Origin of the sequence: Chryseobacterium oryzae (assembly GCF_022811665.1) — a bacterium.
Lineage (GTDB): Bacteria > Bacteroidota > Bacteroidia > Flavobacteriales > Weeksellaceae > Chryseobacterium > Chryseobacterium oryzae.
Window position 1 is genome coordinate 2,564,903 of the sequence record NZ_CP094529.1, and the last position, 24,532, is coordinate 2,589,434.

Here is a 24,532-nt window from a genome sequence, read left to right on the forward strand (position 1 = left end):
TTATTAATAATGATTACAAAAGATAGATTTAATGCATAGGCTTTTTAATTTTTGTTTTAAATACAAATCTAATAATTTTTTGCAATTATTCACGTATAAGTATTTATTTTTTTAATATAATGGTATCAATTCCAACATTCCGTTCTATATATAAAAAAAATCCCCAGAAATTATCTGAGGATTTTTAGTATTTAATATAAAAAATTACTTCTTAATAAATTTCAATTTTTCTGAAATATCTTTGTCTTTCACTGTAATAATATAAGCTCCTTTTACAAGTTCGCTAATTACAACTTTGTTTCCTTTAATTTCGCCAGTTTTAACTAACTGCCCCACTGCATTGTAAATATCGAATTTAGCATTATCCGAAACCTTTGTAATATTTAAAACATCGGTAGCAGGATTTGGATAAATTTCCACCTTTTCAATTTTAGTTTCTCCTGTAGATAAAACAGTAATATTTACAGCTCTTTTTTGTATTGTACCAAAACTTGTTCCTTGGAAAACAAGATTATTTTGAGAATCTTTAAGATTATAATAACCTCCGGTATCATAAATACCATCTCCATAAGAATCATTTATTGTAAAAGTATAACATCCGGGAGCTAATGTCCATGTTTGAGTAATTAGCGAAGGTAGTGGACCTGTGGGTGAGCTATTTGAATATGGTCCTCCATTATAAATTACAGCACCTGAAGAATTAGATAAATTCCAACTCGTTTCAGATCCATAATTATCTCTCTGTAATGTAAAAGTAAATGTACCTTGCTCTGCATTTACCGCTCCTGATCCTACAAAATATGTTGTAAAAGAATTGTTTGAAGCTCTTTGATCGGCAGACCCGTTAACTGTATTAACAGAAACAGTCATATTCCCAGTAGGCATAGTACCTGGAACATTTAATGTTACTAACGCATAACGACTAGGAGCTAAACTTCCAGTCCAATTGTATGTTTGAGTATTTGTTCCTACACCATAAGTAATAACTGCCGAGGTCATTATTGTATTTCCTCTATTATACAATGATATTTTAATATTTTTTGTCGCATTCCCTCCGCAAGTAGAATTCTCAGTTGAACAACTCCTTTCAAGTTTCACCTCTGCATCGTTGGCAAAAAGAGGAATTGCCATATTTGTAGTTGAAGATTTAAGCTCCATTCTTCTCGGCGAATTGTTCATGACCGCAGTGATTCTGTCTTTTTGATCACTAGTAAAAATATTCATACAAGCATCTACCGTGTAATCCATATAATTTTCGAACATCTCATCTGAAGTACCGCAACTATTAGACTTAGGATGTGCAGGACAGCCGCTATTTGCAGTTTCATGTACAGGAGTATCTGCACAGAAATCATCTCCACAAGATTGATCTCCCCAAATATGTCTCAATCCTAAAAAGTGCCCCACTTCATGGGTCATAGTTCTACCACTATTGTACGTTGCATCCAGAATAAAAGTTCCATCATTATAATCAATACTTCCAAAGGCAGAATAGTTAGCTACTACACCATCTGTATAAGCCAAACCTTCATTTGCATTTAAACCTGGTAAATTGGAATTTGATGGAAATTGTGCATATCCTAAAAGATCCCAATTAGCTCCTCCAAACTTAACACTCCACATATTCATATATTTGGTAGGATCCCAGATTGTACGTGGTTTAACATACGAATTAACACCTGCTTGTGTCCAAATATCGTAGCATAAATTAGTTCTATCAATTCCACTGGTAGGATTTCCATTCGGGTCTACTTTCGCTAACTCAAACTGAATCATAATATCCGCTCCTACAGGATTAGAATTATAACCAGGAGTGTTAACACGTTTTCTGTAATCGTTGTTCATTACAGTAATTTGAGACTGAATCTGAGTATCCGTAATATTAGGAGCAACACCGTAATCTTGCCCTGAATGTATTACGTGTACCACAACGGGAATTGTTATAATCCCCCCATTTTGAGATTTGCTCTGCTTTGAATTTTCAATAAGAGGTTTAAGCCACGCTTCGAATTGCGCATTGCTCATTCTGCTTGGATATTTATCCTGCAAAAACTTCTCATAACCAGTAGATGCACATCGCATTATACCATTAGCATCTCTAATTTCATCAACTGTGTAAGCCTTTCCGAATAACAGCCCTCCTTCCAATTTTTGTCCATAATAAAATGAACATAAAAGAGCTGATAAAACGAAAAATACTTTTGAAATCGTATAATTTCTCATTTTATAAAAATTAAATTAAATCTTTACAAATATAATATAATAACCATATTATATTAACAATTAGTTTAATTAAAAAAAACTTAATTTGCATATCAAAATCCAAACAATTATACTTATCATCAAAAAATGAAAAATTTAACCTTCTTTTTAGCGTTGATTCTTGTAGCTTTTAACTGTAAAAGCAAATCCCAAGTAGCACAACATACAGTTACTTCAATTATTCTTTCTGAAACAACTCGAGGAACACAAAGAGTTTTTAAATGGACGCCGGAAAATATCGAAAAATCTGTAAATGGTAATAATGCTACATCGCCAATATTATTATCTGACTGGAATTCTATTGTAAAAACTGCCAACGAAATAGATTTTAACAAAATATCTACTTTTGAATCTACAAGCACTAAAAGATTCACAGATGCTGCATTAGCATCCGTAATAACCATAACAAAAGATGGAAAAGAATATCATTCTACCACTTTCGATTCGGGAAATCCGCCTAAAGAACTCAAAAATCTTTATGATTTAATTCGAAAACTTACAGAAAACAAAAAGAGCAATTAAAAACTGCTCTTTTTTATTTTGTTGATAATTTTAATTCCTTCTAAAATTTATATGCTATATTCCATGCAAAACCCATGTTGAATTTTGAAGAACTTCTACCAAATCCGGGAACTATCATTGGCATCACTTCATCTTGTTTACTTGTATATACTAAATAGTGAGGCTGCATATTGACATCAATATAAAAATTGGTTTCAAATAACTGCACTCTTCCTCCAAGACTTGCTTCTATCCAAAATGACGACTGCGATGAAGAAGGCATTGAAACCGCAAAGCTATTTCCACCAAATCCCCGTACAGGTATTGCCATATATTCTTGTTTGTAAAATGACCCTCCAATTTTTCCGCCACCGTAGAAACCATTAAAATCGTTTTCTCTGTCGCGAGCCAGCATATAAAGAGCTCCAACTTTCATGAAAGGACCGCTGGCTTTGGCATCGTACCCATTTTTATCATAAATATTTTTATCATAACCAGCTTCTACAACTCCATGAAGATTATCTTTAATTTTTGATGAAATGAACCCTTGAAAAAGCTGTCTGTCCGAAAAAAAAGAAACTCCTGTATTTAAAACATCCAAACCTATCATAAAGTTGGGTTCATATTTCCATTTTGGCTTTTCGGCATCTTTTTTCTCCTGTGCAAAGGCAGAAATAATGCCCATTATGCTAAAAATTAAGATATAAATTGGTTTTTTCTTCATTTTGAATAAAATTTTGTCCCTGTTCAAGACTTTTAACAGAATTTGATAATAATAAAACTGAATTCAGGTTTTCGTAATTTCTTTTTACCCCACAACCTGGAGAAACATAAATAGATTTAGCGGTATAATTTACCCTGATTTTTGAAGAATCTTTTTTAGCCGAAGTTTTTATGTAAATCTCCGTGTAAGGAGAATCGTCTACTCTTAATGGTACAAAAACAGAATCTACTTTTGTTCTCCACCCAAAATCGACTATTGAGTTTCCTAAATTGGCAAATACTTTTATAGAATCTAATTTCGTAACCTTTCCACCTGTTTTAAACATCATTTTCATACGAGGTGTTCCTTCGCCGTTTTCGCATATATCATCATCTCCGCCACAGGAAATAACCGATGAAAAAACAAAAAGCAAAAGAGTTAATTTTAAATATTTCATACATTTAATTTAATATGATGCGAAGCTAATCTCTATTTAGGATCTAAAGCTTTTTCTATACGGAAAACCAAATCTTCGTAGTGATATTTATTCACCAAATCCGCAGTTGAAATTCTTTCTGAAAGATCTTTTTTAATAGCCATTAAATTTCCTCTAACAATAGATGAAACATCGGTTTTATCCATATTTTTCACATCTGCATATTTCATCAGATTTTCAACATAATTTCGCTGTAGATTTCTTCCGAAAGCATCAAGCTTATCTTTTTTAATGATAGAATTATTAAGATCAGAAAACAAATCTGTTAACGAATATGCATTGGTGTCTACAGCAGATGTCTGATAAAGACTTTGCAGCACCAGTGGACTCAATATTCTTCCCAGAACACTATTTTGAATTTCTTCAACAGTTTTTACCGGAGTTCTGCCTGTTTTTTGAAAGATATCTTCTTTCAGCAACCACTGAGGAGTAACAAAAATATTTTCCGAAAGAAATTTCATGGCTTCCTGTTGATCTTTCTTAGCAACGACTTCATAAACACTGCCAGATTGCTCCACTGTTTTTGGAGTTTCCATTTGTCCGCCAATATATTTAGAAACATGTCCCAAATATCTTCTGAACTGTAAAGTTACCTGATCGTACATCATCCCAAGATTTTCATAGTCTTCATTAGGAGTTTTTGTCCATTCGTTTAGATTATCAACAATTCTTTTAAGATTTTTTATTCCATAAGCACTTGCAATCATCGCATTATCTCCTACCTGCTCACTTTGTGACCTCGGATCTAAAGGATTGGTTTCCGTACCGAACCACAATCTTTCATTTTTTAAATTTTTAATCACCCATTTGTTTAAAAATTCTTTTTCGGCAACCGGAGTTTTAAACTGATTAAATCTTTTGTAACCCCATTCTATTGCCCAGTTGTCATAATCTCCAATTCTTGGAAAAATACCCGAAGCTCCGATATTATCTTCAGGTTGTGCCACATAATTGAATCTTGCATAATCCATAATAGATGGCGTATGTCCGTTTTTTTCCAACCATTTTTTATCTCTTAGTTTTTCAACCGGAACCGTTGAACTCGAACCATAATTATGTCTTAAACCTAAAGTATGACCAACTTCATGAGAAGAAACAAAACGGATGAGTTCACCCATCAGTTTTTCATCGAATTCCATTTTTCTGGCTCTGGGATCGTTGGGTGAAGCCTGTATAAAATACCAGTTTCTGAGAAGTGACATTACATTGTGATACCAGTTGATATGACTTTCCATTATTTCTCCTGTTCTGGGATCTGAAATGGATGGACCGGAAGCATTAGGCACATCAGAAGGTTTGTAAACAATGGCAGAAAATCTTGCATCTTCAAGACTCCATTCGGTATCTACCTTCGGATCCGGAACTTTTGCATAAATGGCATTTTTAAATCCTGCTTTTTCAAAAGCTTTTTGCCAATCATTCACCCCTTGAATAAGATAAGGAACCCATTTTTTAGGAGTGGCAGGATCAATGTAAAAAACTATTGGTTTTGCCGGCTCAACCAATTCTCCTCTATTGTATTTTGCCAAATCCTGAGGTTTTGGCTCTAGTCTCCATCTTTTTATGAGGGAAATTCTTTTCACGCCTTGAGGATCCAGATCGAAATCTGTATATCCTACTGTAAAATATCCTACTCTGGGATCAAAAAACCTTGGCTGCATTTTATTTTCCGGAAGCAAAACAAAAGAAGAATTAATTTCTACTGTATAATTACCACTCACTTTTGGAGTTTCTTTTATAAGCGGATTAGCTCTTCCTGCTGTTCTTGCAAAAGTTTTAGTGGTATTAATTTCTACATTGGTAGGAAATGATTTTACAAAATTAATGAATGACATATCTTTCTGAAAAGATCCAATTCTATAATTTTCTTTGGTATAAACCGAAAAAGAAGTGAGCTCATTATCCGAATTCAAAATATCTGTTACCTCAATAACTGACGAGTTTTTGTTGATTCCATACGCTTTAATATCGAAAGACTTGATGATGGACTGTACATTATTTCTCGTCACCGAATTATACATATCCGAAGTAGAATCTTTAGCATAATCTACAAAAGAAATAGAGCGGAGGAGAATTTTATCTTTCGGACCTTTTTCAAAAGCGATAATTTCCTGCCCAATTTGATCTCCCGCATAACCCGAATTTCCGGAACGCATTCCTGCTGCTGCTTTTGTAAGTCTTGTTACAAGTAGAAATTCTTTTTTAAGAACTGAATCCGGAATTTCAAAGTAATATTTATCTTCTACTTTATGTACTGTAAAAACACCTTCATCCGAAACCGCTTTATCGGTAATAATTTCTTTAAAAGATTTTATTGAACTTTTCTTTTTCTCTTTATCATCTTTTTTAGCCTTAAGAGTATCTGTTTTTATGGCAACAGAATCTTTAATCTGAGAAAAGACATTTTGCTGAAAAAGCATTAAAGTACCAAAAAGCAACAGTGTTTTACAGTATTTTGCCATGTTTATGTGATTGAATGTAGAACCAAATTTAATTAATTATTTCTTTATTAAAAGAGCAATATTCTCCACATGATGTGTTTGTGGAAACATATCTACCGGAAGAATTTTCACAAGTTGATAATCGTCTTTCATGAGAGCCAAATCTCTTGCCTGTGTTGCAGAATTACAGCTTACATACACAACTTTTTCGGGTGCTAACTTTAAAATCTGCTCTACCACTTTTTGATGCATTCCGTCTCTTGGAGGATCTGTAATTAAAACGTCTGCTTTGGGATGACTGGCTAAAAATTCTTCTGTAAAAACATCTTTCATATCTCCACAATAGAAAGTAGTATTGGTAAGTCCATTTAATTCGGCGTGTTCTGTTGCCGCGTTTATAGCTTCCTGAACAGATTCTATACCAATTACCTGTTTTGCATTTCTTGCTACATATTGGGCAATTGTTCCGGTTCCTGTATACAAATCGTATACAACTTCATCACCTTTAAGATCAGCAAATTCCAATGTTTTTCTGTACAACTCCAAAGCTTGTTTATAGTTGGTTTGAAAGAATGATTTAGGTCCTATTTTAAATTTCAAGCCATCCATTTCTTCCATTAAAAATCCTTCACCAAAATAAACATGAATGTCTAAATCATAAATAGAATCATTTTGTTTAGGATTAATCGCATATACTAATGTTTTAATCTGCGGAAATTTTTCTAACAGGTAAGCGAAAAGTTTTTCTCTGTTCTCTTTTTCTTCTCTGTATAATTGAAAAAGTATCATCCACTCCCCTTTTGAGTTTTGCCTCATCATTAATGTCCTTAGAAAACCTTCCTGATTTTTAACATCGAAAAAATCTAAGCCTTCTTTTACCGCATATTCTTTCACCGCCAAACGTATTGAATTAGACGGATCTTCCTGAAGAAAACATTCTTTTAAATCTAAAATTTTGCTCCACATTCCCGGAATATGAAAGCCAAGAGCATCTCTGTTGCCGAAATTTTCCTCGGAACTGATTTCATACTGCGTAAGCCAACGGGAATTAGAAAAAGAAAATTCCATTTTGTTACGATAAAAATATTGTTCTTCTGATCCTAAAATTGGCATCGTTTCAAAATTTTCTATTCCGCCAATTCTTTTAATATTGTTATAAACTTCTTCCTGCTTAAAGTCGAGCTGTTTTTCGTAGCTCATATTTTGCCATTTGCATCCGCCGCAAGTTCCGAAATGAATACATTTTGGCTCTACACGATAAAGCGAACGCTGAATTACTTCTAATGCTTCACCTTCAAAATATTTAGATTTCGCTTTTTTTACTCTTACGTTCACAATATCTCCGGGAATAGCACCAGAAACCATAACGGCTTTACCTTCTTCGGTTCGTCCGATTGCTACACCTTTTGCTCCGGCAGAAACCAGCTGTATATTTTCAAGAACTAAATTTTTCTTTTTTTTCATTGAATTGATATCAGGATCTTAAATCCTTTATTTAATTATATAACATTTAAAGCCTAAAACTTTCAGGCACAAATCGATTGCAAAAGTACAATAAAAAAAACCTTATCCGAAGACAAGGTTTTTGTTTATCATTTTTTAGTAATAATTATTTTGTCTGAGATGCTTTAGGAGCTTCTTCCACTTTCGTAGCTTTTTGGAAAGTTGCAGGATCTAGCTGAAGCTGTGGTTGCGCTTCTACTTTAGGTGCAGACAAACCAGTTTGCTTATCTAGAATATTAACCAACTCCTGATCACCAAGGTTTACGAATGGTCTGCTTGCAATTTTACCGTTTTTATCTACAATAATGAAATTAGGCAGTTTAAAACTGTAAATTCCATATTTCTTAGCAATATCAGAGTTTAAACCTCCCTCTCCGTAAACATTAGTTCCCGGAATTCCTTTCAGCATTGCATTACTTGTCTTAATGAACTGTTCTTTGGTATCGTCTAAATTTACATAGACAAAATTCATTTTAGATTTGTAAAAATTAACAACTTCTTTCATTACAGGAACAGTACCTTCTGCAATATAAGGATTCCAAGAAGCGTAGAAAACCAACATATAAGGTTTACCTTTGTTCTCGCTCAATTTATAAGCAGAACCATCTTGTTTTACCAAAGTAGCTTCCGGAGCATCATCACCAATTTTAAATCCAGCGATAGTAAACTGCATTTTTTTCAAATCTGCCTTAATCGTTGAATCTTTAATCTCTTCTTCGATAATCTTTTTAATTTTATCTACTGTTTTAGCCGGAGTTTGCGGATGAATATCAGACTGAGCTATAACAAATGCCAAAAGATAATCTTTTTCGGTTTGAGAGACATCTTTTTTAGTTTTCAAATAATCAACAAATATTTCAGAAGTGGTAAGATCTGCTTTTGCCTGAGATTTAGATTGTGCAAACTTTTGGAAATCACTGCTCATTTTAGTTAAAAGATACTGTCTGTAAAACGGACTTGCTTTTACCATTGCATCTTTATTTTCCTGAAGTTTATTTTCGTAATCCGTAAACGCCTTACCCATTTTGAAAGAAGGATTGTTAGACGTTTGTTTCTTACTCATTTCATAATTTACCATCAGATTAAGTACAGCAACTTTAGCATCCATTTTCTTCCAATCAACAACTTCATTACCCGGATTGAATTTTTTAACATTCTCGTCGATATTCTTATTGATGTCTGCTTCTATTTTTTGCATTCCTTTTACAAACTTAGCTTCATCACCGCTAATTAACTCTTGAATATTTAAAGTTTGTCCGTAAGTTGAGAGAAATTTTTGGCAAGCCTGAAAAAAGTCATTATCGTTTTTAGCATCACCATTTACTACATATTCTCCGGGAAAAGTAGCTGCAGAACCAGAGATATTTACTTTTTCTCCTCCTTTAAGGAAAATAAGATTCTGTTTACCTCCATAATTTATTACGTACATTCCGTTTTTAGGAGCTTCAAACTCTCCGGAAAAATTTCCGTCTTTATCTAGCCCCAAATTAACCAATGGCAATGTAGCAACTCCTGAAGCTTCTACAAATTCTATTCTTTCTAATGGAGAACCTCCCGCGATTTTCCCTTTTACTTCAACTTTTTTTGAACAAGACATTACAAATATTGCAATGACAAACAACAAAAGATATTTTTTAATCATTATTGTATAATTATTTTTTTTGAATGACTGAATCTTCGATTTCATTTTGATTTTGAATAATGTAGCAAAAATAAGTTTTTAAACTGTATAAAAGACAACTTAAAACCTTAATTTATGAAAGATTTAACTAAAAAAATCGTCTCAATTTAATGAAGACGATTTTTTTATTAATTCACTAAAGTTAGTAAACTTTAAAATTTATTTTATCCTCTATCAACAAAAGCTGACATATATTCTCTGTTCATTCTTGCGATATTCTCCAAAGAAATTCCTTTAGGACATTCTACTTCGCAAGCACCGGTATTTGAGCAGTTTCCAAAACCTTCTTCATCCATAGCTTTTACCATGTTCAAAACTCTTCTTTTTGCCTCTACTCTACCTTGAGGTAAAAGGGCATATTGAGAAACTTTAGCTCCTACAAATAACATTGCAGATCCGTTTTTACATGAAGCTACACAAGCTCCACATCCAATACAAGCTGCCGCATCCATAGCTTTATCCGAATCTTCTTTTGGAACAAGGATATTATTGGCATCAGTAGTATTTCCTGAAGTATTTACGGAGATAAAACCACCTGCAGCCATCACTCTGTCGAATGCACTTCTGTCTACAATTAAATCTTTAATTACAGGGAAAGCAGCACTTCTCCAAGGTTCTATAACGATAGTTTCACCGTCTTTGAACATTCTCATGTGAAGTTGACAAGTTGTAATCCCAGTATCCGGACCATGTGCTCTACCGTTGATGTAAAGAGAACACATTCCACAGATCCCTTCACGACAGTCGTGGTCGAAAGCGATAGGTTCTTTTCCTTCGTTGATTAAATTCTCGTTGAGGATGTCCAACATTTCTAAGAATGAAGAATCTGTAGAAACATCCGATATTTTATAAGTCTCAAACTGACCTTTAGATTTATTATTTTTTTGTCTCCAAATTTTCAGTGTAAGATGTAATCCTTTTTTTGCACTCATAATGATATATTTATAGATTGGAGATTATTTGTAACTTCTTGTTTTAACTTCGATGTTTTCATAGATCAGATCTTCCTTATGAAGAACTTCCTGATTGATGTCTCCACCTTTATATTCCCAAGCTCCTACGTATTTGTAATTTACATCATCTCTTTCTGCTTCTCCATCCGGAGTAGAATGATCTTCACGGAAGTGACCTCCACAAGATTCGTTTCTGTTTAGTGCATCAATTGCCATCAATTGACCCAATTCTAAGAAATCTGCCACTCTGAAAGCTTTTTCTAACTCTGTATTCATTCCTTCTGCTTCTCCCGGAACTTTTACGTTTTTCCAGAAATCGTTTCTTACTTCTTCAATCTCTTTAATAGCTTCTCTCAAACCTTCAGGAGTTCTTCCCATTCCTACTTTATTCCACATAATGTGTCCTAATTTTTTATGGAAATAATCTACTGAATGTGTTCCTTTATTATTAAGGAAGAAAGCTACTTTTTCTTTGATTTCTTTTTCAGCAGAATCGAAATCCGGAGAGTTGGTAGGAATTGCTCCTGTTCTGATGTCTGCAGAAAGATAATCTGCAATTGTATAAGGAAGTACGAAGTAACCGTCCGCAAGACCCTGCATTAAAGCTGAAGCTCCCAATCTGTTGGCTCCGTGGTCTGAGAAATTAGCTTCACCAATTACGAAACATCCAGGAATGGTAGACTGTAAATTATAATCAACCCAAACGCCACCCATTGTGTAGTGAACAGCAGGATAAATCTTCATCGGAGTTTTGTAAGGATCGTCTGCAGTAATTTTCTCGTACATCACGAACAAGTTACCATATTTCTCCTCAACCCAGCTTTTACCTAAATCGTAAAGCTGTTGCTCTGTAGGGTTGTGAATATGTTTTTCGATAGCGGCTTCTTTACCTTTCTTCATAATTTCTGTAGAGAAATCCAGGTAAACCCCTTCTTTAGTATCATTATTCTCGATTCCGAATCCGGCATCACATCTTTCTTTAGCCGCTCTGGACGCAACGTCTCTAGGCACTAAGTTTCCGAATGCAGGATATCTTCTTTCCAAATAATAATCTCTATCTTCTTCTTTAATATTTTCCGGCTTCAACTTCCCTTCTCTGATAGCTACAGAATCTTCAATCTTTTTAGGAACCCAGATTCTTCCTGAGTTTCTTAATGATTCAGACATCAAAGTTAATTTAGACTGCTGAGTTCCGTGAACCGGAATACATGTCGGGTGAATCTGTACATAACAAGGGTTTGCGAAATACGCTCCTTTCTTGTGAATTTTCCAAGCTGCAGAAACGTTGGATCCCATTGCATTGGTAGAAAGGAAATATACGTTTCCATATCCTCCCGAAGCAATCACTACTGCGTGTGCAGAATGTCTTTCGATCTCACCTGTTACAAGGTTTCTTGCGATAATTCCTCTTGCTTTTCCGTCTACAATTACGAGCTCTAACATCTCGTGACGGTTGTACATCTTAATTCTACCTTTACCGATCTGACGGCTCATTGCAGAATATGCTCCTAATAATAACTGTTGACCAGTTTGTCCTTTTGCATAGAATGTTCTTTTTACCTGAACTCCCCCAAATGAACGGTTATCTAACTGACCGCCGTAATCTCTACCGAAAGGAACTCCCTGAGAAACACACTGGTCAATAATATTGGCAGAAACTTCTGCTAAACGGTAAACGTTTGCTTCTCTAGCTCTGTAATCTCCACCTTTAATAGTATCATAAAATAATCTATAGGTAGAGTCACCGTCTCCCTGATAATTTTTTGCGGCGTTGATCCCTCCCTGAGCTGCAATAGAGTGAGCTCTTCTTGGAGAATCCTGATAGCAGAATGCTTTTACATTATATCCCTGCTCAGCTAAAGTAGCTGCTGCAGAACCACCTGCCAAACCTGTACCTACAACAATAATATCAATCTTATCTCTGTTGTTTGGTGCAACAAGGTTCATATGGTCTTTATGATGTTTCCACTTGTCTTTTAACGGACCTGCTGGAATTTTTGAATCTAATTTACTCATATTAGTATATTGATATTATTGAGTTACGTAATGAAAAATTGCAATGAAAATAAATCCAAGCGGAATTAAAATAGAATACCAGTTTCCGAATGCTTTAATCACTGGAGTGTACTTCGGATGTCTTGCTCCGATAGACTGGAAAGAAGACTGGAAACCGTGAGCTAAGTGCAATCCTAAAAGCACAAAAGCAACTACATAAAGAACTACTCTCCATAAATCATGAAATTTATGGTGAAGCTCTCCCCAATATCTTGTTTCTTCCGGTGTATTCCCCTGAATGTATTTAAAATTCATTTCAGGAAACCAAAAATCGTAGAAGTGTAATGCAAGAAATGCAAGAATTACAGCTCCAGAGATAATCATGTTTCTCGACATCCATGTAGAATTAGCAGCTCCATTGTTATTTGCATACTTAATGGGTCTTGCACTATTATTCCTTGCTTCGAGTATAAATCCCATCACAAAATGGAAAATTACCGCAAAAGCGAGAATAGGCTGCATAAGAAACTGCACCGCCGGATTATATCCCATAAAATGAGACGCCTGATTAAATACATCTTCGCTAAAAACAGAAGTCATGTTGGTAGAGAGATGCATCACTAAGAAAATCAGCAAAAACATTGCTGAAAGTGCCATAGCATATTTTCTACCTATTGTAGAACTTGTTAAACCTGCCATATTGAGTTTAAATTTGATTTTCCACAAAATTAGCAAATGTTAACAATACATAAAACTGAGAAATCTCACTATTGCACAGTTTGTAATCTTTCTAAATAAGATAGGTCTTTTTCGGAAGAAAATTCACCGAATTATTTGATTGGGTATTTATCTTTATCAATTTTAACAGTTTTTACAGAATCTGAAACATATTTTATTTGATAATGTTTGATTCTTCTGGAAGAAATATATGGATTAACAATAAATTTCCGAATATTTTCTTCATTCTTTGATTTGTTCATTATAAAAAGGGCATTTCCTCCATTTTTAACAGCTATCACAGATGTTTTCTTGTAATTGAAAACAAGAACCTCATTTTTATAATTTTCATAAACATCAAAAGAAATCTTCACAGAAAGAAATAAAAATACCGTAAAAGCAAACCTGTAAATACTCTTCTGATTACATTTTTCAAGCAAAAATCTCAAACTGTAAATAATGATAAAAAAGAATAAGACCTCAACGATACTGAATGAAATATTTTCAAAGAAAACAGCATCAAAATCTGCAAACCAATGAATGACTTTCAGCAAGATTTTAATGAGTTCATCATAAATAAAATCAAGAAACCCAAATTCTATATTTACGGCAAACAGACCGGTCATAACAAAAGAGAAAACAATAATTATTTCCGAAAACGGAACGATAGCAAAATTTGCAATCGTAGACACAAGCGAAAACTGATGAAAATAGTACAAAACCAAAGGCAAAGTAGCAATTTGGGCAGAAAGAGAAATAGAAACTGTATTGAAAAGCAATTTTTTAACATAATTAGTGGGCTTAGGAAAATATTTTAAAATAGGTTGATTAAGCCAATAAATTCCCCAAACTGCTAAAAAACTCAACTGAAAACCAACATCGAAAATCTGCTGTGTATCAATCAACAGAATTATCCAAGCTGAAAGTGCCAAAGAATGTAGCAAATCTGGCTTTCGCTGAAGAATGACATATCCAAAATAAACACTCAACATCATGCATGAGCGAACTACAGAACTCCCAAATCCAATAAAGAAAGCAAAAATCCAGATGAAAACCAAACTGCTTACAATAGCATATTTCCTAATATAAATAGAAGAAAATCTTGCGAGTAAAAAATAAAAAATCCCAAAAATAACAACAATATGAGTTCCTGAAATAGCCAGAAAATGAACCAAACCCGAACGGTTGAAATCCTGAACTGTTTCCGCATCCATTTCTGTTCGGTCTGCCAAAATAATTCCCTTTAGAAACTCCCTACTTTTGGCAGACATTTCAGATTGATCGATTCTTTGAAGAACATCCAGTCTTTTCTGTTTAATTTTTCCATCAAAACTCAAATCTTGTCTTTTTGCAGAAGAAATTTCTCCATTAATGTAGCACAGATAAAAAATATTATTTCTCGACAGGTATTTTTGATAATCGAACTGAAAATTATACTCCGGTTTCTTCGGCTGAACAATATATGCTTTTGCTTGATAATAATGATTGAAATCTAAATCTCCCAAACTTTTATCGACATTCACAATGGCTTCAAAGGATTGATTTTCTGCTTCAGCCAAAACTTCATACTTTTTATATTTCTCGTTCGAGTTGAGTTTTTTAGAAAGTTTAAAAACGATTGTACTGTTGGTTTTTACATTAGTCTTTTGGAAATGATTGCTATTGAAATAATGCACTGAAACTCCTATAAAGAAAAAAAGTATTACAAATACTAAATTTCTTATCTTAAATAAGAATGTATTTTTAACGTAAAATAAACAAGAAAGAAAAATTATTAAGAAGACAATCCCTATAATACTATCTTTTTCAAGATTAAAAAAATCCTGAAAAAAAATTCCTATAATAAAGCAAATAACTGCAATTAGAAGAGGCTGTTTTTTCAAATCGCTTGTGTTTTAGCAAACTAAGTTACTAAAAAACCAAAATAAAACTTAAAAAACAGGGCAAAAAATTCACTGCAAGATTTATATTTGCAAAAACAATCTCGATGAACCTTTCTAACTTTGAATATTTGTTATTAAGAACTATATCTTTCTACACAATAATAATTTTCTTTATTATTGTGATGATTATTAAATCGAAAATCGATTTACCCATTAAGCTTTTATTAACCTCTGCCGTTTTATTTATCCCGGTTATCGGCTTAATAATAAGCATTTTATTTATTCTTAAAAATAAAAAAAGTGATTTTTTGAATGTTTAGAAAAGCTGAAGATTAGCCTAATTTAAGAATGACATTCGCGGCATTATCACTAGCTCCGCTTCCTCCCAGTTTTTCTCTCAAAAGATCAAAATCATGCAGCATCTGCTCTCTTTTTTCACCGTTTAGTATTAAATTTAATTCTGCAACGAGATTTTGGGTATTAAGGTCATTTTGAATAAGTTCTTTTACCACTTCCCTATCCATAATTAAGTTCACGAGAGAAATGTATTTAATGTTTTTCACCAATCTTTTGGCAATCGCATAAGAAATTTTGCTTCCTCTGTAGCAAACCACTTCGGGAATATTCAGCAAAGCTGTTTCTAAAGTTGCCGTACCAGAAGTTACCAAAGCCGCTTTAGAACATCTCAGCAAATCGTAGGTTTTATTCGAAACGAAATGTACGTTTTCATCCACATATTTTTGGTAAAAATCTTTATCTAGACTGGGTGCACCAGCGATTACAAATTGATAATTTTGAAAATGCGGACGTACAGAAAGCATCATTTCCAACATTTTTTCGACCTCCTGTTTTCTTGAACCGGGCAAAAGGGCAATAATTTCCTTTTCGTTTAAATGATTTTGAGCTTTAAACTGATCGACATTTACTTCTTCGAGTTTCGAAATCGCATCCAATAAAGGATGACCTACAAAATGAGATTTTACGCCATGTTTCAGATAAAAATCTTTTTCGAAAGGCAGAATCACCATCATTTCATCCACATATTTTTTGATGGTTTCTACTCGTCCTTCCTTCCAAGCCCAAAGTTGTGGCGAAATATAATAAACCACCTTAATTCCCAATTCTTTGGCAAATTTTGCAATTCTGAGATTAAAACCCGGATAATCTACCAAAACTAAAACATCAGGTCTGTTATTTTTGATATCTTCTTTGCAGAATTTAATATTATTGAGAATCGTTCGCAAATTCATCGCTACTTCCAAAAAACCCATAAAAGCTAAGTCGCGGTAATGTTTTACTAAAGTTCCGCCCTGTTTTTGCATAAGATCCCCACCCCAAAATCTGAATTCTGCGTGTGGATCTTTCTGCTTTAATGCTTTCATTAAATTGCTTCCGTGTAAATCTCCTGAAGCTTCTCCCGCAATGATATAATATTTCATAAAATGACAAGCGATGATTGATTTTCTAAATCTCGGATTTTAAACCCAAAATTTCAAATTAGAATGAGTAAATTTGCTTCAAAGATAATGATAAAAATGGCAGAAGAATTTGAAATCAGAAACAAAGTAGCAGAAAGCGGACTTATAAATTTTGATATTGCCGATTTGCTTCCCAAAGGAGCAAGAAAAGGGATAGACCTGAAAGATTTTCTCTTCATGGAAATGATTTTAAAAGAAAAAGATTTCCGCGAAAAGGTGGAGGCAATTAATACTGAAGAATACAGAGATTCTTATGTATATGTTTACAACTCTGCAGATGCTATCGTTCCGCTTTGGGCTTATTTTCTGATTACTGCAAAACTTACCAACACTGCTAAGAAAATTGTATATGGAAATTTAGAAAATTTAGAAATCATATTGATGCATGACGCCATCAGCAATTACAATTTTTCTGAAATGAACGGAAAAAGAGTCTTGGTAAAAGGTTGCTCCGACAAAGAAATTCCGGAAAATGCTTACATAGAACTCGTGGAAAAACTTCAGCCGATTGTAAAGTCGCTTATGTTTGGTGAAGCCTGCTCTAATGTTCCCATTTTAAAGAATTAAGAATGAAAAAAACTTTATACGCCGGATTATTATTTTTCTCATTTTTAGTCATTTACTACATCGGAAGTTTTTCTAAAATTCCGTTTGCAGATTGTGTTGGGTTTGTACTTATTACCGAATTGGACACTTTTGAGACGGTTGCTATTTCTACCTCACACATTCTTTATTGCAATACAGCCATTTTAATTAATAAAATAACAGGATTAGGAGCGATTGAATCTAATCGGTTTTTAGTGATTTTTTCAGCAGCTTTTTCGGTTCTTTTCGTTTATCTTACAGTTCGGAATTTAACCAAGACAAACTGGAATGCTGCTGTTGCTGCCATTGTTTTCGGGTTTAGTTTTACTTTTTGGAAGAATGCCGAAATTGTTGAAGTTTACACGTATAATGCATTATGGATAATCTTATTCTATTTATGCATGATTAACAGTTTTGTATCGAAAAAAAATAAAAACTACATCATTTTTGCCGGTATTTTTCTCGGAATAAGCATTTGGGTACATATCCAGAATTTTTTATTGATTCCGGCATATATTTTATTTCTTTTCTATTTTAAATCTGAAAAAAAGAGCGTTATATACTCATTATTATCTTTCGCTATTATTTTCTCTTCAATATTTATTCTGAATCTTTCTCAGGGATATCCACTTCTGTCTCCTTTTAGCAGTAATCAGGGACATTGGATTGAAGATTCTTTCCAAAAAACATTTACCCAATATGCATTAGATCTTGTAAAATCTGTTGCATATTTACTATACAACTTTAATGTTTTTGTTATAGCAGGAATTATTGGTATGATTAAGCTGTATAGAGAGAACAGAAAGATGTTTAATATTTTCTTTCTTGCATCTGTCTTAATTTATGGCTTTGCTACATTTTATGCCGTTTCGGATAATTATATATTCTTTTTGCCTTTTAATATCGTATTTGCTTTAGCAATTGGGTATGGTCTTACATCCGGTAAACGCTTGTATTTCAAAAAACTTTCATGGATTTGTATACTTACGCCGGTCTTATATTATTTAGCTTTCAGCATATCAATATCATTTGTTCCACAGGCAAAAAAATTTGATGATTTTAAGAGCTACAAAGGAGGACTCTCCTATTATATGCTTCCATGGATGAATAACAATAAAGGAATTCTGGAATTTGTAATAGACAAAAAAACCTCTCCAGAACCCATCAACTGGATGATTGAAAGTGCTGAAACATACATTCAGGAACTTAAGAAAAAAGGCTACACAGAAGCTGAAATACGTAAACTCTAGAAAAATATATTCTTTTTTTGCGGTATCATTTTTGCTAATCTTCATTCACTTTAATAATAAAAAATAAACACAAACTATGAGTCTAATTGACCTTTTAACAGGCAGCACCGGAAATCAGGTAGCAGAACAGGCTGAAAACAAATTCGGAATCAGCAAAAATCAAATCATTGCACTTTTGGCAGTTGCAACGCCTTTGGTAATTAATTATCTGAGAAATAAATCTCAGGATGCCAACGAAGCTGAAGCGCTAAATAATGCTTTAGATAAAGATCACGACGGAAGTATTCTGAACGACCCTTCACAGCTTGAAGCCAGACAAAATGAAGGGGGATCTATTCTTTCGCATATTTTTGGAAACCAAAAATCTACCGTAGAAAATCAGTTATCGCAAAATACAGGAATTTCTATTGATAAAATCGGACCTGTATTGGCAATGCTCGCTCCGGTAATCATGGGATATATTGGTAAAGAAAAACAGCAGAATAATGTTGGAGCAGGAGGTCTTGGAGATCTTTTAGGCGGAATTTTAGGCGGAGCTCAAAATCAGGCACAACAACAGCAGTCTAATCCTTTAAACGATATTCTAGGAAGTGTTTTAGGAGGTGGGCAATCGCAATCTTCAGGAAATCCATTGAATGATATTTTAGGAAGCGTTCTTGGAGGAGGACAACAGAAACAGCAAGGCGGAGGAATTGGAGATCTTCTTGGTGGGCTTTTCGGAGGAAAATAATTTTTTACATCTTAAAAATATTGAATACCGAAGTTTATGCTTCGGTATTTTTTTGTAGTTAAATTAAAAATATTTTAAAATTTCAATAATTAATTATCGTAAAACAATAATTAATTATATATTTGCAATAATAAAATATTGAAACAATGAACAATTCTTATAATGTTGCTATTTCTTTTTTAAAAATAATCTTATGGATAACCCTTGTATCAGCGGTTTTAGGCATTATAGCTATATTTCTTTTTTTTGGCACAGCCACATTTAATTTTAATTTCCCACTTTTCACAAGTGCAAATATTGAAATTGGTGGCAATAAAGTTACATTTGAAGAATTAAAAAAAACAGGGTTTTTCAATTTTGCTATCATATGCTTTTTATCCATTCTTTATTTATGGTTTTTTATTAAATTATCAAAAACAGCTCTTACGATTCTTAATAAAGTAAACCTAAAAAGTCCCTTCAGTGAAGAAAGTGCAAATTTAATTTCGAAACTAGGTAATACGGCTTTAACTTTAGGAATTTTAAACATCTTAATAAGCACAATTATTCCACTGCTTTACCGTGGAAGTTTTTCAATAAACATCAATTTTGAAAATTCTAATTTCTTTATCATTGCTGCAATATTGTACATTGTAAGTGTTATATTTAAAAAGGGAATAGAATTACAGTCTGAAAACGATTTAACAATTTAATGGATGCCAATCATTATTAATATAGACGTCATGTTGGCGAAAAGAAAAATGCAGTCGCAAGAATTGGCAGAAAAAATAGGAATTACTCAAGCCAACTTATCTATTCTGAAAACTGGCAAAGCGAAAGCCTTGAAATTATCTACTTTAGAAGCCATCTGCAAAATTCTTGATTGTCAACCAGGAGATCTTTTAGAATATGTAAAAGATTAATAAAATTCTGTATTCACTTTTAAAAAATCAACGAAATGGATTCATAATTAGCAATATATCTCAAAAAAAATATTTAGCTTTGTATAAATTAAAATAAATTGTTATGAAAAAAATATTGACCTCCACTTTACTTTTCGGTATCCTTGCTTTTACAAGTCTGGTTTCTGCACAGGAAATAAATAGCGACCAAAGAGGAGCAATTCAGTCAGATAACGTAGAAAATTTCAAAAAAACTTTTGCTAAAACAGAGTATGATAAATGTTTAAACGTAAAAGAACTTTCTACAACGGTGCTTTCATATAGCATTAAATATAAAAAAAATAACATCACAGAATTTCTTTTGGGTAACAAAGCAAACGTAAATAAAGCTTGCGATGGAGTAACTCCTTTAATGAATGCTGCAAAATATGGAAACATGGATGCTGCAAAAAATCTTTTGAAAAGAGGAGCCAAAAAAGATACAAAAGACAATAACGGTAAAACTGCAAAAGACTATGCCGTAGAAAACAAGCAATCTGCAATCGCCATGATTCTTTAATCATTTTTATCTTAAAATATTTCAAAACTTCCTTCGGGGAGTTTTTTATTTTTAAAACCTCCTAAAAACCTTATCTTTGCAAACGAAAATTTAGACAATTTTAAGTCTAATATCTAAAGTATAATATCTAACATCTAAAACAAATGTTTCGATCGCACACAAACGGAGAATTGTCTCTCAAAAATCTTAATGAAGAAGTTACACTTTCAGGATGGGTACAAACCATTCGTGATAAAGGTTTTATGATTTGGATAGATCTTCGGGATCGTTACGGTATTACTCAGCTGGTTTTCGACCAAGACCGTTCTACTGCGGAGCTGATGGAAAATGCCAAAAAACTGGGACGCGAATTTGTCATTCAGGTTACAGGAAAAGTAATAGAAAGAGTAAGCAAAAACCCTAATATTCCAACAGGTGAAATTGAAATTTTGGTAGAAAAGCTTACTGTTTTAAACGAATCTCAACTGCCACCTTTTACCATAGAAGATGAAACTGATGGCGGCGAAGAGCTGAGAATGAAGTATCGTTATTTGGACATCAGAAGAAATCCGGTAAAAGATAAACTGATTTTCCGCCACAAAATGGCTCAAAAAGTAAGAAATTATCTGTCTGACAACGGCTTCATAGAGGTTGAAACCCCGGTTTTAATTAAATCTACGCCGGAAGGAGCCAGAGATTTTGTGGTTCCAAGCAGAATGAATCCGGGACAGTTTTACGCTTTACCCCAATCTCCGCAAACTTTCAAACAATTGTTGATGGTGGGCGGAATGGATAAATATTTTCAAATTGTAAAATGTTTCCGTGATGAAGATTTACGTGCCGACAGACAGCCGGAATTTACACAAATCGACTGCGAAATGGCTTTTGTTGAGCAGGAAGATGTAATGAATGTTTTTGAAGGAATGACTAAAACTTTGTTAAAAGACATCACCGGTCAGGAATTTGGAGATTTCCCTAGAATGACATTTGCAGATGCAATGCAAAAATACGGAAACGATAAGCCGGACATCCGTTTCGGAATGGAATTCGTGGAACTGAATGACTTAGTAAAAGGAAAAGATTTCAAAATATTCGATGAAGCCGAATTGGTTGTAGGAATTACTGTTGAAGGGTGTGCAGATTATACCAGAAAACAAATTGATGAACTTGTAGACTGGGTAAAAAGACCACAAATAGGAGCATCGGGAATGGTTTGGGTAAAATTCCAGAATGATGGTATAAAAACTTCATCAGTAAATAAATTTTACAACGAGGAAGATTTAGCAAAAATCATCGAAAAATTCGGAGCGAAAGAAGGCGATTTAATGTTGATTCTTTCCGGAAACGAAAATAAAGTAAGAGCTCAGCTTTCAGCATTAAGAATGGAGCTTGGTAACCGTTTAGGACTGAGAAAAGGCGATGTTTTCGCACCTCTTTGGGTAGTAGATTTCCCTTTATTGGAATTTGATGAAGAAAGCGGACGTTACCACGCAATGCACCACCCTTTCACTTCTTCAAAACCAGAAGATATTCATTTATTGGAAACAGATCCCGGAAAAGCTAGAGCCAATGCTTACGATATGGTCTTAAACGGGAACGAAATTGGTGGAGGTTCTATCAGAATTTTCGATAAAGATCTTCAATCTAAAATGTTCGATCTGTTAGGTTTTTCAAAAGAAGAGGCAGAAGCACAATTCGGATTTTTGATGAATGCCTTTAAATACGGAGCTCCGCCTCACGGTGGTTTGGCTTTCGGGTTTGACCGTTTAGTAGCTATCCTAGATGGCAATGAGGTAATTAGAGATTACATAGCCTTCCCTAAAAATAATTCAGGACGCGATGTAATGATTGATGCTCCGGCAGAAATTGCAAATGAACAGCTTGATGAATTAGAATTGAAATTAAATTTAAAAGCATAAATTAGAAGCGGAGATTTTTCTCTGCTTTTTTAATTATCAAAATGAAAAAACTAATATCAAAATTTAATTATCTCTTCATTTTTATCGGCTTTTTCGGTGTTGCACAGACTGATATTTACGGAAATGAAAAACTAAAAGGAAAAATAAAAACTGTAGAATCTTTCGTCATCGAATATGGCAATAAAGAAAAACCAGTATTTTTTCAAAATTTCGATACAATGGGAAGACCTCTTATTGTAAAAAAATACAATGATGGGTATTTGAGAAGTGAAGAGCGAAATGAGTATAAGTCCAATCAAATTATCACCACACTCTGCGAATCTTGTGGTAATGATTTTGATCGTTATTTTTCTAAATTTTCTATCAAAGAAAATGAAAAATACCCCGATTCAGGCTTTTTAACAAATGATCCCTCAGTAAGACAGAAAATCTATAAAACAGTAGATAAGTCAGGAAATATTATTTCTGAGAAATACTATACAGTAAATGGATATCTCACTTCTACAATAAAATCTTCATATAATCCTAAATCTAAAATTATTTCAAGCGACAGTTACGATGATGAAAACAAATTGTATTCTAGTAATAAATATCTTTATAACAAAAGTAATTTTCTAACGGAAGAAATTAATAAAAATGAAAACATTCCAGAATCTAAGAAAAGCTATTTCTACGATCATCTAGGAAGAATGATACTTGAAAAACAAAACTACAATAATACCATCTACGAAACCTCTTTCGAATATATAAAAGTAAAAGACACAACTAAAATTTTAAGATATTCTACCAATTCTAAAGGTGAAAAAAGACTTTTCGAAATTGAATTATCCTACCCTACTCTAAAAGGAGAAACCAAAGAAAAGCAAAATATATCCAATAATAAAGTGGTATATAAAACGGTCTTTCAGTACGATCTCTCTAAAAATCTTAACTCCCAGAAATATTATAACGATAAAAACGAACTGATAAGAGAATCTTATTACACATATGATAAATATGGTAATTGGACTGAAATAAACATCTCCGAGACCGTAAATGTTATAGTTAATAATACTGTGAATAAAGAAATTCAAAAAAAACAATATATTCGGCGACTTCAATATTATTAAAGATTCAGAAATCTCTATTTGCGATCATTAAATCTCTGTTTTCTGCTATAGAGATACCACATACAATTCAATATTTTTTGTCGGCATAATCATTGTACACTTTACGGAAATCAAATTACAATGAAAGCAATCTGGAACGGTGCCATCGGCTTTGGGTTAGTTAATATCCCCATAAAAATTTATTCTGCTACCGAAACCAGCAAACTGGACTTGGATATGCTAGATAAGTCAGATTTTTCGAACATCAGATTCAAAAGAGTAAACGAAAAAACAGGAAAAGAAGTAAAGTGGGCAAATATTGTAAAAGGCTATCTGATGGACGACAAATACATCGTTCTTGAAGATGAAGATTACGAAGCAGCAAGTCCCGAAAAGTCTAAAATTCTTTCTATTGAACATTTTGTAAAAGAATCTGAAGTAGATTCTGTTTACTTTGAAACCCCCTATTTTCTTGAGCCTCAGAAAAATGGCGAAAACGCTTACCGTCTTCTCATAAAAGCTCTTCAGCAGACTAAAATGGTTGGTATCGGAACTTTTATCCTTCGGGAAAGTGAAGCGATTGGGCTAATCAGACCTTATAATGACGATGTTTTGGTGTTGAACAAATTGCGCTTTGCAGAAGAAATTCGGGATTATAAGGATTTGAAAATTCCTGCCAAAAAAGTTCCAAAGCCGGCAGAACTCAAGATGGCAAAAAATTTAATTGAACAGTTATCTGAAAAATTTGATCCTACCATCTATAAAAACACTTATTCTGCTGAACTCCTGAAAATTATCAAGAAAAAAGCAAAAGGAAAATCGGTGAAAATTAAAAAATCTGAACCGACTAAACAAGGAAAAGTAATTGATTTAATGGCTCAGCTTAAAGCCAGTTTGAAAGGTTCTCAATCTAAAAACGCTTCTTAAC

Annotated in this window: 21 protein-coding genes; 10 read left to right on the forward strand and 11 right to left on the reverse strand. The window is 33.4% G+C overall.

Translation table 11 applies throughout. The features are described from left to right. Nucleotides 1–204 precede the first annotated feature (204 nt). Complete coding sequence (locus tag MTP08_RS11655) at nucleotides 205–2,223, reverse strand: M43 family zinc metalloprotease (RefSeq protein WP_243576093.1); 2,019 nt, start codon at nucleotides 2,221–2,223, stop codon at nucleotides 205–207. Nucleotides 2,224–2,349: 126 nt separating this feature from the next. On the opposite strand from MTP08_RS11655, the gene MTP08_RS11660 reads away from it, so the two are divergent. Further along, nucleotides 2,350–2,784: a hypothetical protein gene (locus MTP08_RS11660; RefSeq protein WP_243576094.1), complete on the forward strand. Its 435-nt coding sequence runs from the start codon at nucleotides 2,350–2,352 to the stop codon at nucleotides 2,782–2,784. A 40-nt stretch (nucleotides 2,785–2,824) separates the two neighbouring features. On the opposite strand, the gene MTP08_RS11665 is transcribed toward MTP08_RS11660, so the two are convergent. From MTP08_RS11665 to lpxB, 10 genes are all read right to left on the reverse strand, one after another. Beyond that, nucleotides 2,825–3,487, reverse strand: a complete 663-nt coding sequence (locus MTP08_RS11665) for a DUF6048 family protein (protein WP_243576095.1) — start codon at nucleotides 3,485–3,487, stop codon at nucleotides 2,825–2,827. Then, complete coding sequence (locus MTP08_RS11670) at nucleotides 3,453–3,923, reverse strand: DUF6452 family protein (protein WP_243576096.1); 471 nt, start codon at nucleotides 3,921–3,923, stop codon at nucleotides 3,453–3,455. Before MTP08_RS11670 ends, MTP08_RS11665 begins: the two co-directional genes overlap by 35 nt. 32 nt (nucleotides 3,924–3,955) lie before the next feature. After that, entirely contained in the window at nucleotides 3,956–6,424 is a 2,469-nt protein-coding gene (locus MTP08_RS11675) for a zinc-dependent metalloprotease (RefSeq protein ID WP_243576097.1), read from the reverse strand. A 36-nt stretch (nucleotides 6,425–6,460) separates the two neighbouring features. Next, nucleotides 6,461–7,867: a 23S rRNA (uracil(1939)-C(5))-methyltransferase RlmD gene (rlmD, locus tag MTP08_RS11680; protein WP_243576098.1), complete on the reverse strand. Its 1,407-nt coding sequence runs from the start codon at nucleotides 7,865–7,867 to the stop codon at nucleotides 6,461–6,463. A 145-nt stretch (nucleotides 7,868–8,012) separates the two neighbouring features. Continuing rightward, on the reverse strand, nucleotides 8,013–9,503 hold the full coding sequence (locus MTP08_RS11685) for a TlpA family protein disulfide reductase (protein WP_243576099.1): 1,491 nt from the start codon (nucleotides 9,501–9,503) through the stop codon (nucleotides 8,013–8,015). A gap of 248 nt (nucleotides 9,504–9,751) precedes the next feature. After that, on the reverse strand, nucleotides 9,752–10,519 hold the full coding sequence (locus MTP08_RS11690) for a succinate dehydrogenase/fumarate reductase iron-sulfur subunit (protein WP_243576100.1): 768 nt from the start codon (nucleotides 10,517–10,519) through the stop codon (nucleotides 9,752–9,754). 24 nt (nucleotides 10,520–10,543) lie between these two features. Then, nucleotides 10,544–12,556, reverse strand: a complete 2,013-nt coding sequence (locus MTP08_RS11695; protein ID WP_243576101.1) for a fumarate reductase/succinate dehydrogenase flavoprotein subunit — start codon at nucleotides 12,554–12,556, stop codon at nucleotides 10,544–10,546. A gap of 15 nt (nucleotides 12,557–12,571) precedes the next feature. Beyond that, nucleotides 12,572–13,234, reverse strand: a complete 663-nt coding sequence (locus tag MTP08_RS11700) for a succinate dehydrogenase cytochrome b subunit (RefSeq protein WP_243576102.1) — start codon at nucleotides 13,232–13,234, stop codon at nucleotides 12,572–12,574. A gap of 131 nt (nucleotides 13,235–13,365) precedes the next feature. Beyond that, nucleotides 13,366–15,135, reverse strand: a complete 1,770-nt coding sequence (locus MTP08_RS11705) for a ComEC/Rec2 family competence protein (protein ID WP_243576103.1) — start codon at nucleotides 15,133–15,135, stop codon at nucleotides 13,366–13,368. Nucleotides 15,136–15,467: 332 nt separating this feature from the next. After that, nucleotides 15,468–16,574 carry a lipid-A-disaccharide synthase gene (lpxB, locus tag MTP08_RS11710; protein WP_209390595.1) on the reverse strand — a complete coding sequence of 369 codons (1,107 nt, stop codon included), beginning with the start codon at nucleotides 16,572–16,574 and terminating at the stop codon, nucleotides 15,468–15,470. Nucleotides 16,575–16,670: 96 nt separating this feature from the next. On the opposite strand from lpxB, the gene MTP08_RS11715 reads away from it, so the two are divergent. The 9 genes from MTP08_RS11715 (at nucleotide 16,671) to ku (ending at nucleotide 24,531) form a co-directional block, all read left to right on the forward strand. After that, the gene (locus tag MTP08_RS11715; protein ID WP_243576104.1) at nucleotides 16,671–17,180 is read left to right on the forward strand and encodes a DUF2480 family protein; all 510 of its coding nucleotides are present in this window, start codon (nucleotides 16,671–16,673) and stop codon (nucleotides 17,178–17,180) included. A gap of 2 nt (nucleotides 17,181–17,182) precedes the next feature. After that, complete coding sequence (locus MTP08_RS11720; protein ID WP_243576105.1) at nucleotides 17,183–18,448, forward strand: protein O-mannosyl-transferase family; 1,266 nt, start codon at nucleotides 17,183–17,185, stop codon at nucleotides 18,446–18,448. Between the two features lie 76 nt (nucleotides 18,449–18,524). Continuing rightward, on the forward strand, nucleotides 18,525–19,178 hold the full coding sequence (locus tag MTP08_RS11725; protein ID WP_209390598.1) for a DUF937 domain-containing protein: 654 nt from the start codon (nucleotides 18,525–18,527) through the stop codon (nucleotides 19,176–19,178). A gap of 146 nt (nucleotides 19,179–19,324) precedes the next feature. After that, nucleotides 19,325–19,870, forward strand: coding sequence for a DUF2975 domain-containing protein (locus tag MTP08_RS11730; RefSeq protein WP_243576106.1), 546 nt, complete (start codon nucleotides 19,325–19,327; stop codon nucleotides 19,868–19,870). A gap of 3 nt (nucleotides 19,871–19,873) precedes the next feature. Then, nucleotides 19,874–20,080, forward strand: a complete 207-nt coding sequence (locus MTP08_RS11735; protein ID WP_209390600.1) for a helix-turn-helix domain-containing protein — start codon at nucleotides 19,874–19,876, stop codon at nucleotides 20,078–20,080. A gap of 103 nt (nucleotides 20,081–20,183) precedes the next feature. Then, nucleotides 20,184–20,618 (forward strand): ankyrin repeat domain-containing protein, encoded by a 435-nt coding sequence (locus tag MTP08_RS11740; RefSeq protein ID WP_243576107.1) that lies wholly within the window; start codon nucleotides 20,184–20,186, stop codon nucleotides 20,616–20,618. 143 nt (nucleotides 20,619–20,761) lie between these two features. Continuing rightward, entirely contained in the window at nucleotides 20,762–22,516 is a 1,755-nt protein-coding gene (gene aspS / locus MTP08_RS11745) for an aspartate--tRNA ligase (RefSeq protein WP_243576108.1), read from the forward strand. A gap of 41 nt (nucleotides 22,517–22,557) precedes the next feature. Beyond that, nucleotides 22,558–23,625 carry a hypothetical protein gene (locus MTP08_RS11750; RefSeq protein WP_243576109.1) on the forward strand — a complete coding sequence of 356 codons (1,068 nt, stop codon included), beginning with the start codon at nucleotides 22,558–22,560 and terminating at the stop codon, nucleotides 23,623–23,625. A gap of 120 nt (nucleotides 23,626–23,745) precedes the next feature. After that, nucleotides 23,746–24,531 (forward strand): non-homologous end joining protein Ku, encoded by a 786-nt coding sequence (gene ku, locus MTP08_RS11755; RefSeq protein ID WP_243576110.1) that lies wholly within the window; start codon nucleotides 23,746–23,748, stop codon nucleotides 24,529–24,531. Nucleotide 24,532: the final 1 nt, after the last annotated feature.

Bases quoted from the DNA above. Each gene is read 5' to 3' on its own strand.
- MTP08_RS11665 (WP_243576095.1), bottom strand. From the start codon at position 3,487: ATGAAGAAAAAACCAATTTATATCTTAATTTTTAGCATAATGGGCATT.
- MTP08_RS11720 (WP_243576105.1), top strand. From the start codon at position 17,183: ATGAAAAAAACTTTATACGCCGGATTATTATTTTTCTCATTTTTAGTC.
- MTP08_RS11695 (WP_243576101.1), bottom strand. From the start codon at position 12,556: ATGAGTAAATTAGATTCAAAAATTCCAGCAGGTCCGTTAAAAGACAAG.
- MTP08_RS11750 (WP_243576109.1), top strand. From the start codon at position 22,558: ATGAAAAAACTAATATCAAAATTTAATTATCTCTTCATTTTTATCGGC.
- MTP08_RS11675 (WP_243576097.1), bottom strand. From the start codon at position 6,424: ATGGCAAAATACTGTAAAACACTGTTGCTTTTTGGTACTTTAATGCTT.
- lpxB (WP_209390595.1), bottom strand. From the start codon at position 16,574: ATGAAATATTATATCATTGCGGGAGAAGCTTCAGGAGATTTACACGGA.
- aspS (WP_243576108.1), top strand. From the start codon at position 20,762: ATGTTTCGATCGCACACAAACGGAGAATTGTCTCTCAAAAATCTTAAT.
- MTP08_RS11700 (WP_243576102.1), bottom strand. From the start codon at position 13,234: ATGGCAGGTTTAACAAGTTCTACAATAGGTAGAAAATATGCTATGGCA.
- MTP08_RS11715 (WP_243576104.1), top strand. From the start codon at position 16,671: ATGGCAGAAGAATTTGAAATCAGAAACAAAGTAGCAGAAAGCGGACTT.
- MTP08_RS11740 (WP_243576107.1), top strand. From the start codon at position 20,184: ATGAAAAAAATATTGACCTCCACTTTACTTTTCGGTATCCTTGCTTTT.
- MTP08_RS11690 (WP_243576100.1), bottom strand. From the start codon at position 10,519: ATGAGTGCAAAAAAAGGATTACATCTTACACTGAAAATTTGGAGACAA.
- MTP08_RS11685 (WP_243576099.1), bottom strand. From the start codon at position 9,503: ATGTCTTGTTCAAAAAAAGTTGAAGTAAAAGGGAAAATCGCGGGAGGT.
- MTP08_RS11660 (WP_243576094.1), top strand. From the start codon at position 2,350: ATGAAAAATTTAACCTTCTTTTTAGCGTTGATTCTTGTAGCTTTTAAC.
- ku (WP_243576110.1), top strand. From the start codon at position 23,746: ATGAAAGCAATCTGGAACGGTGCCATCGGCTTTGGGTTAGTTAATATC.
- MTP08_RS11655 (WP_243576093.1), bottom strand. From the start codon at position 2,223: ATGAGAAATTATACGATTTCAAAAGTATTTTTCGTTTTATCAGCTCTT.
- MTP08_RS11730 (WP_243576106.1), top strand. From the start codon at position 19,325: ATGAACAATTCTTATAATGTTGCTATTTCTTTTTTAAAAATAATCTTA.
- MTP08_RS11670 (WP_243576096.1), bottom strand. From the start codon at position 3,923: ATGAAATATTTAAAATTAACTCTTTTGCTTTTTGTTTTTTCATCGGTT.
- rlmD (WP_243576098.1), bottom strand. From the start codon at position 7,867: ATGAAAAAAAAGAAAAATTTAGTTCTTGAAAATATACAGCTGGTTTCT.
- MTP08_RS11725 (WP_209390598.1), top strand. From the start codon at position 18,525: ATGAGTCTAATTGACCTTTTAACAGGCAGCACCGGAAATCAGGTAGCA.
- MTP08_RS11735 (WP_209390600.1), top strand. From the start codon at position 19,874: ATGCCAATCATTATTAATATAGACGTCATGTTGGCGAAAAGAAAAATG.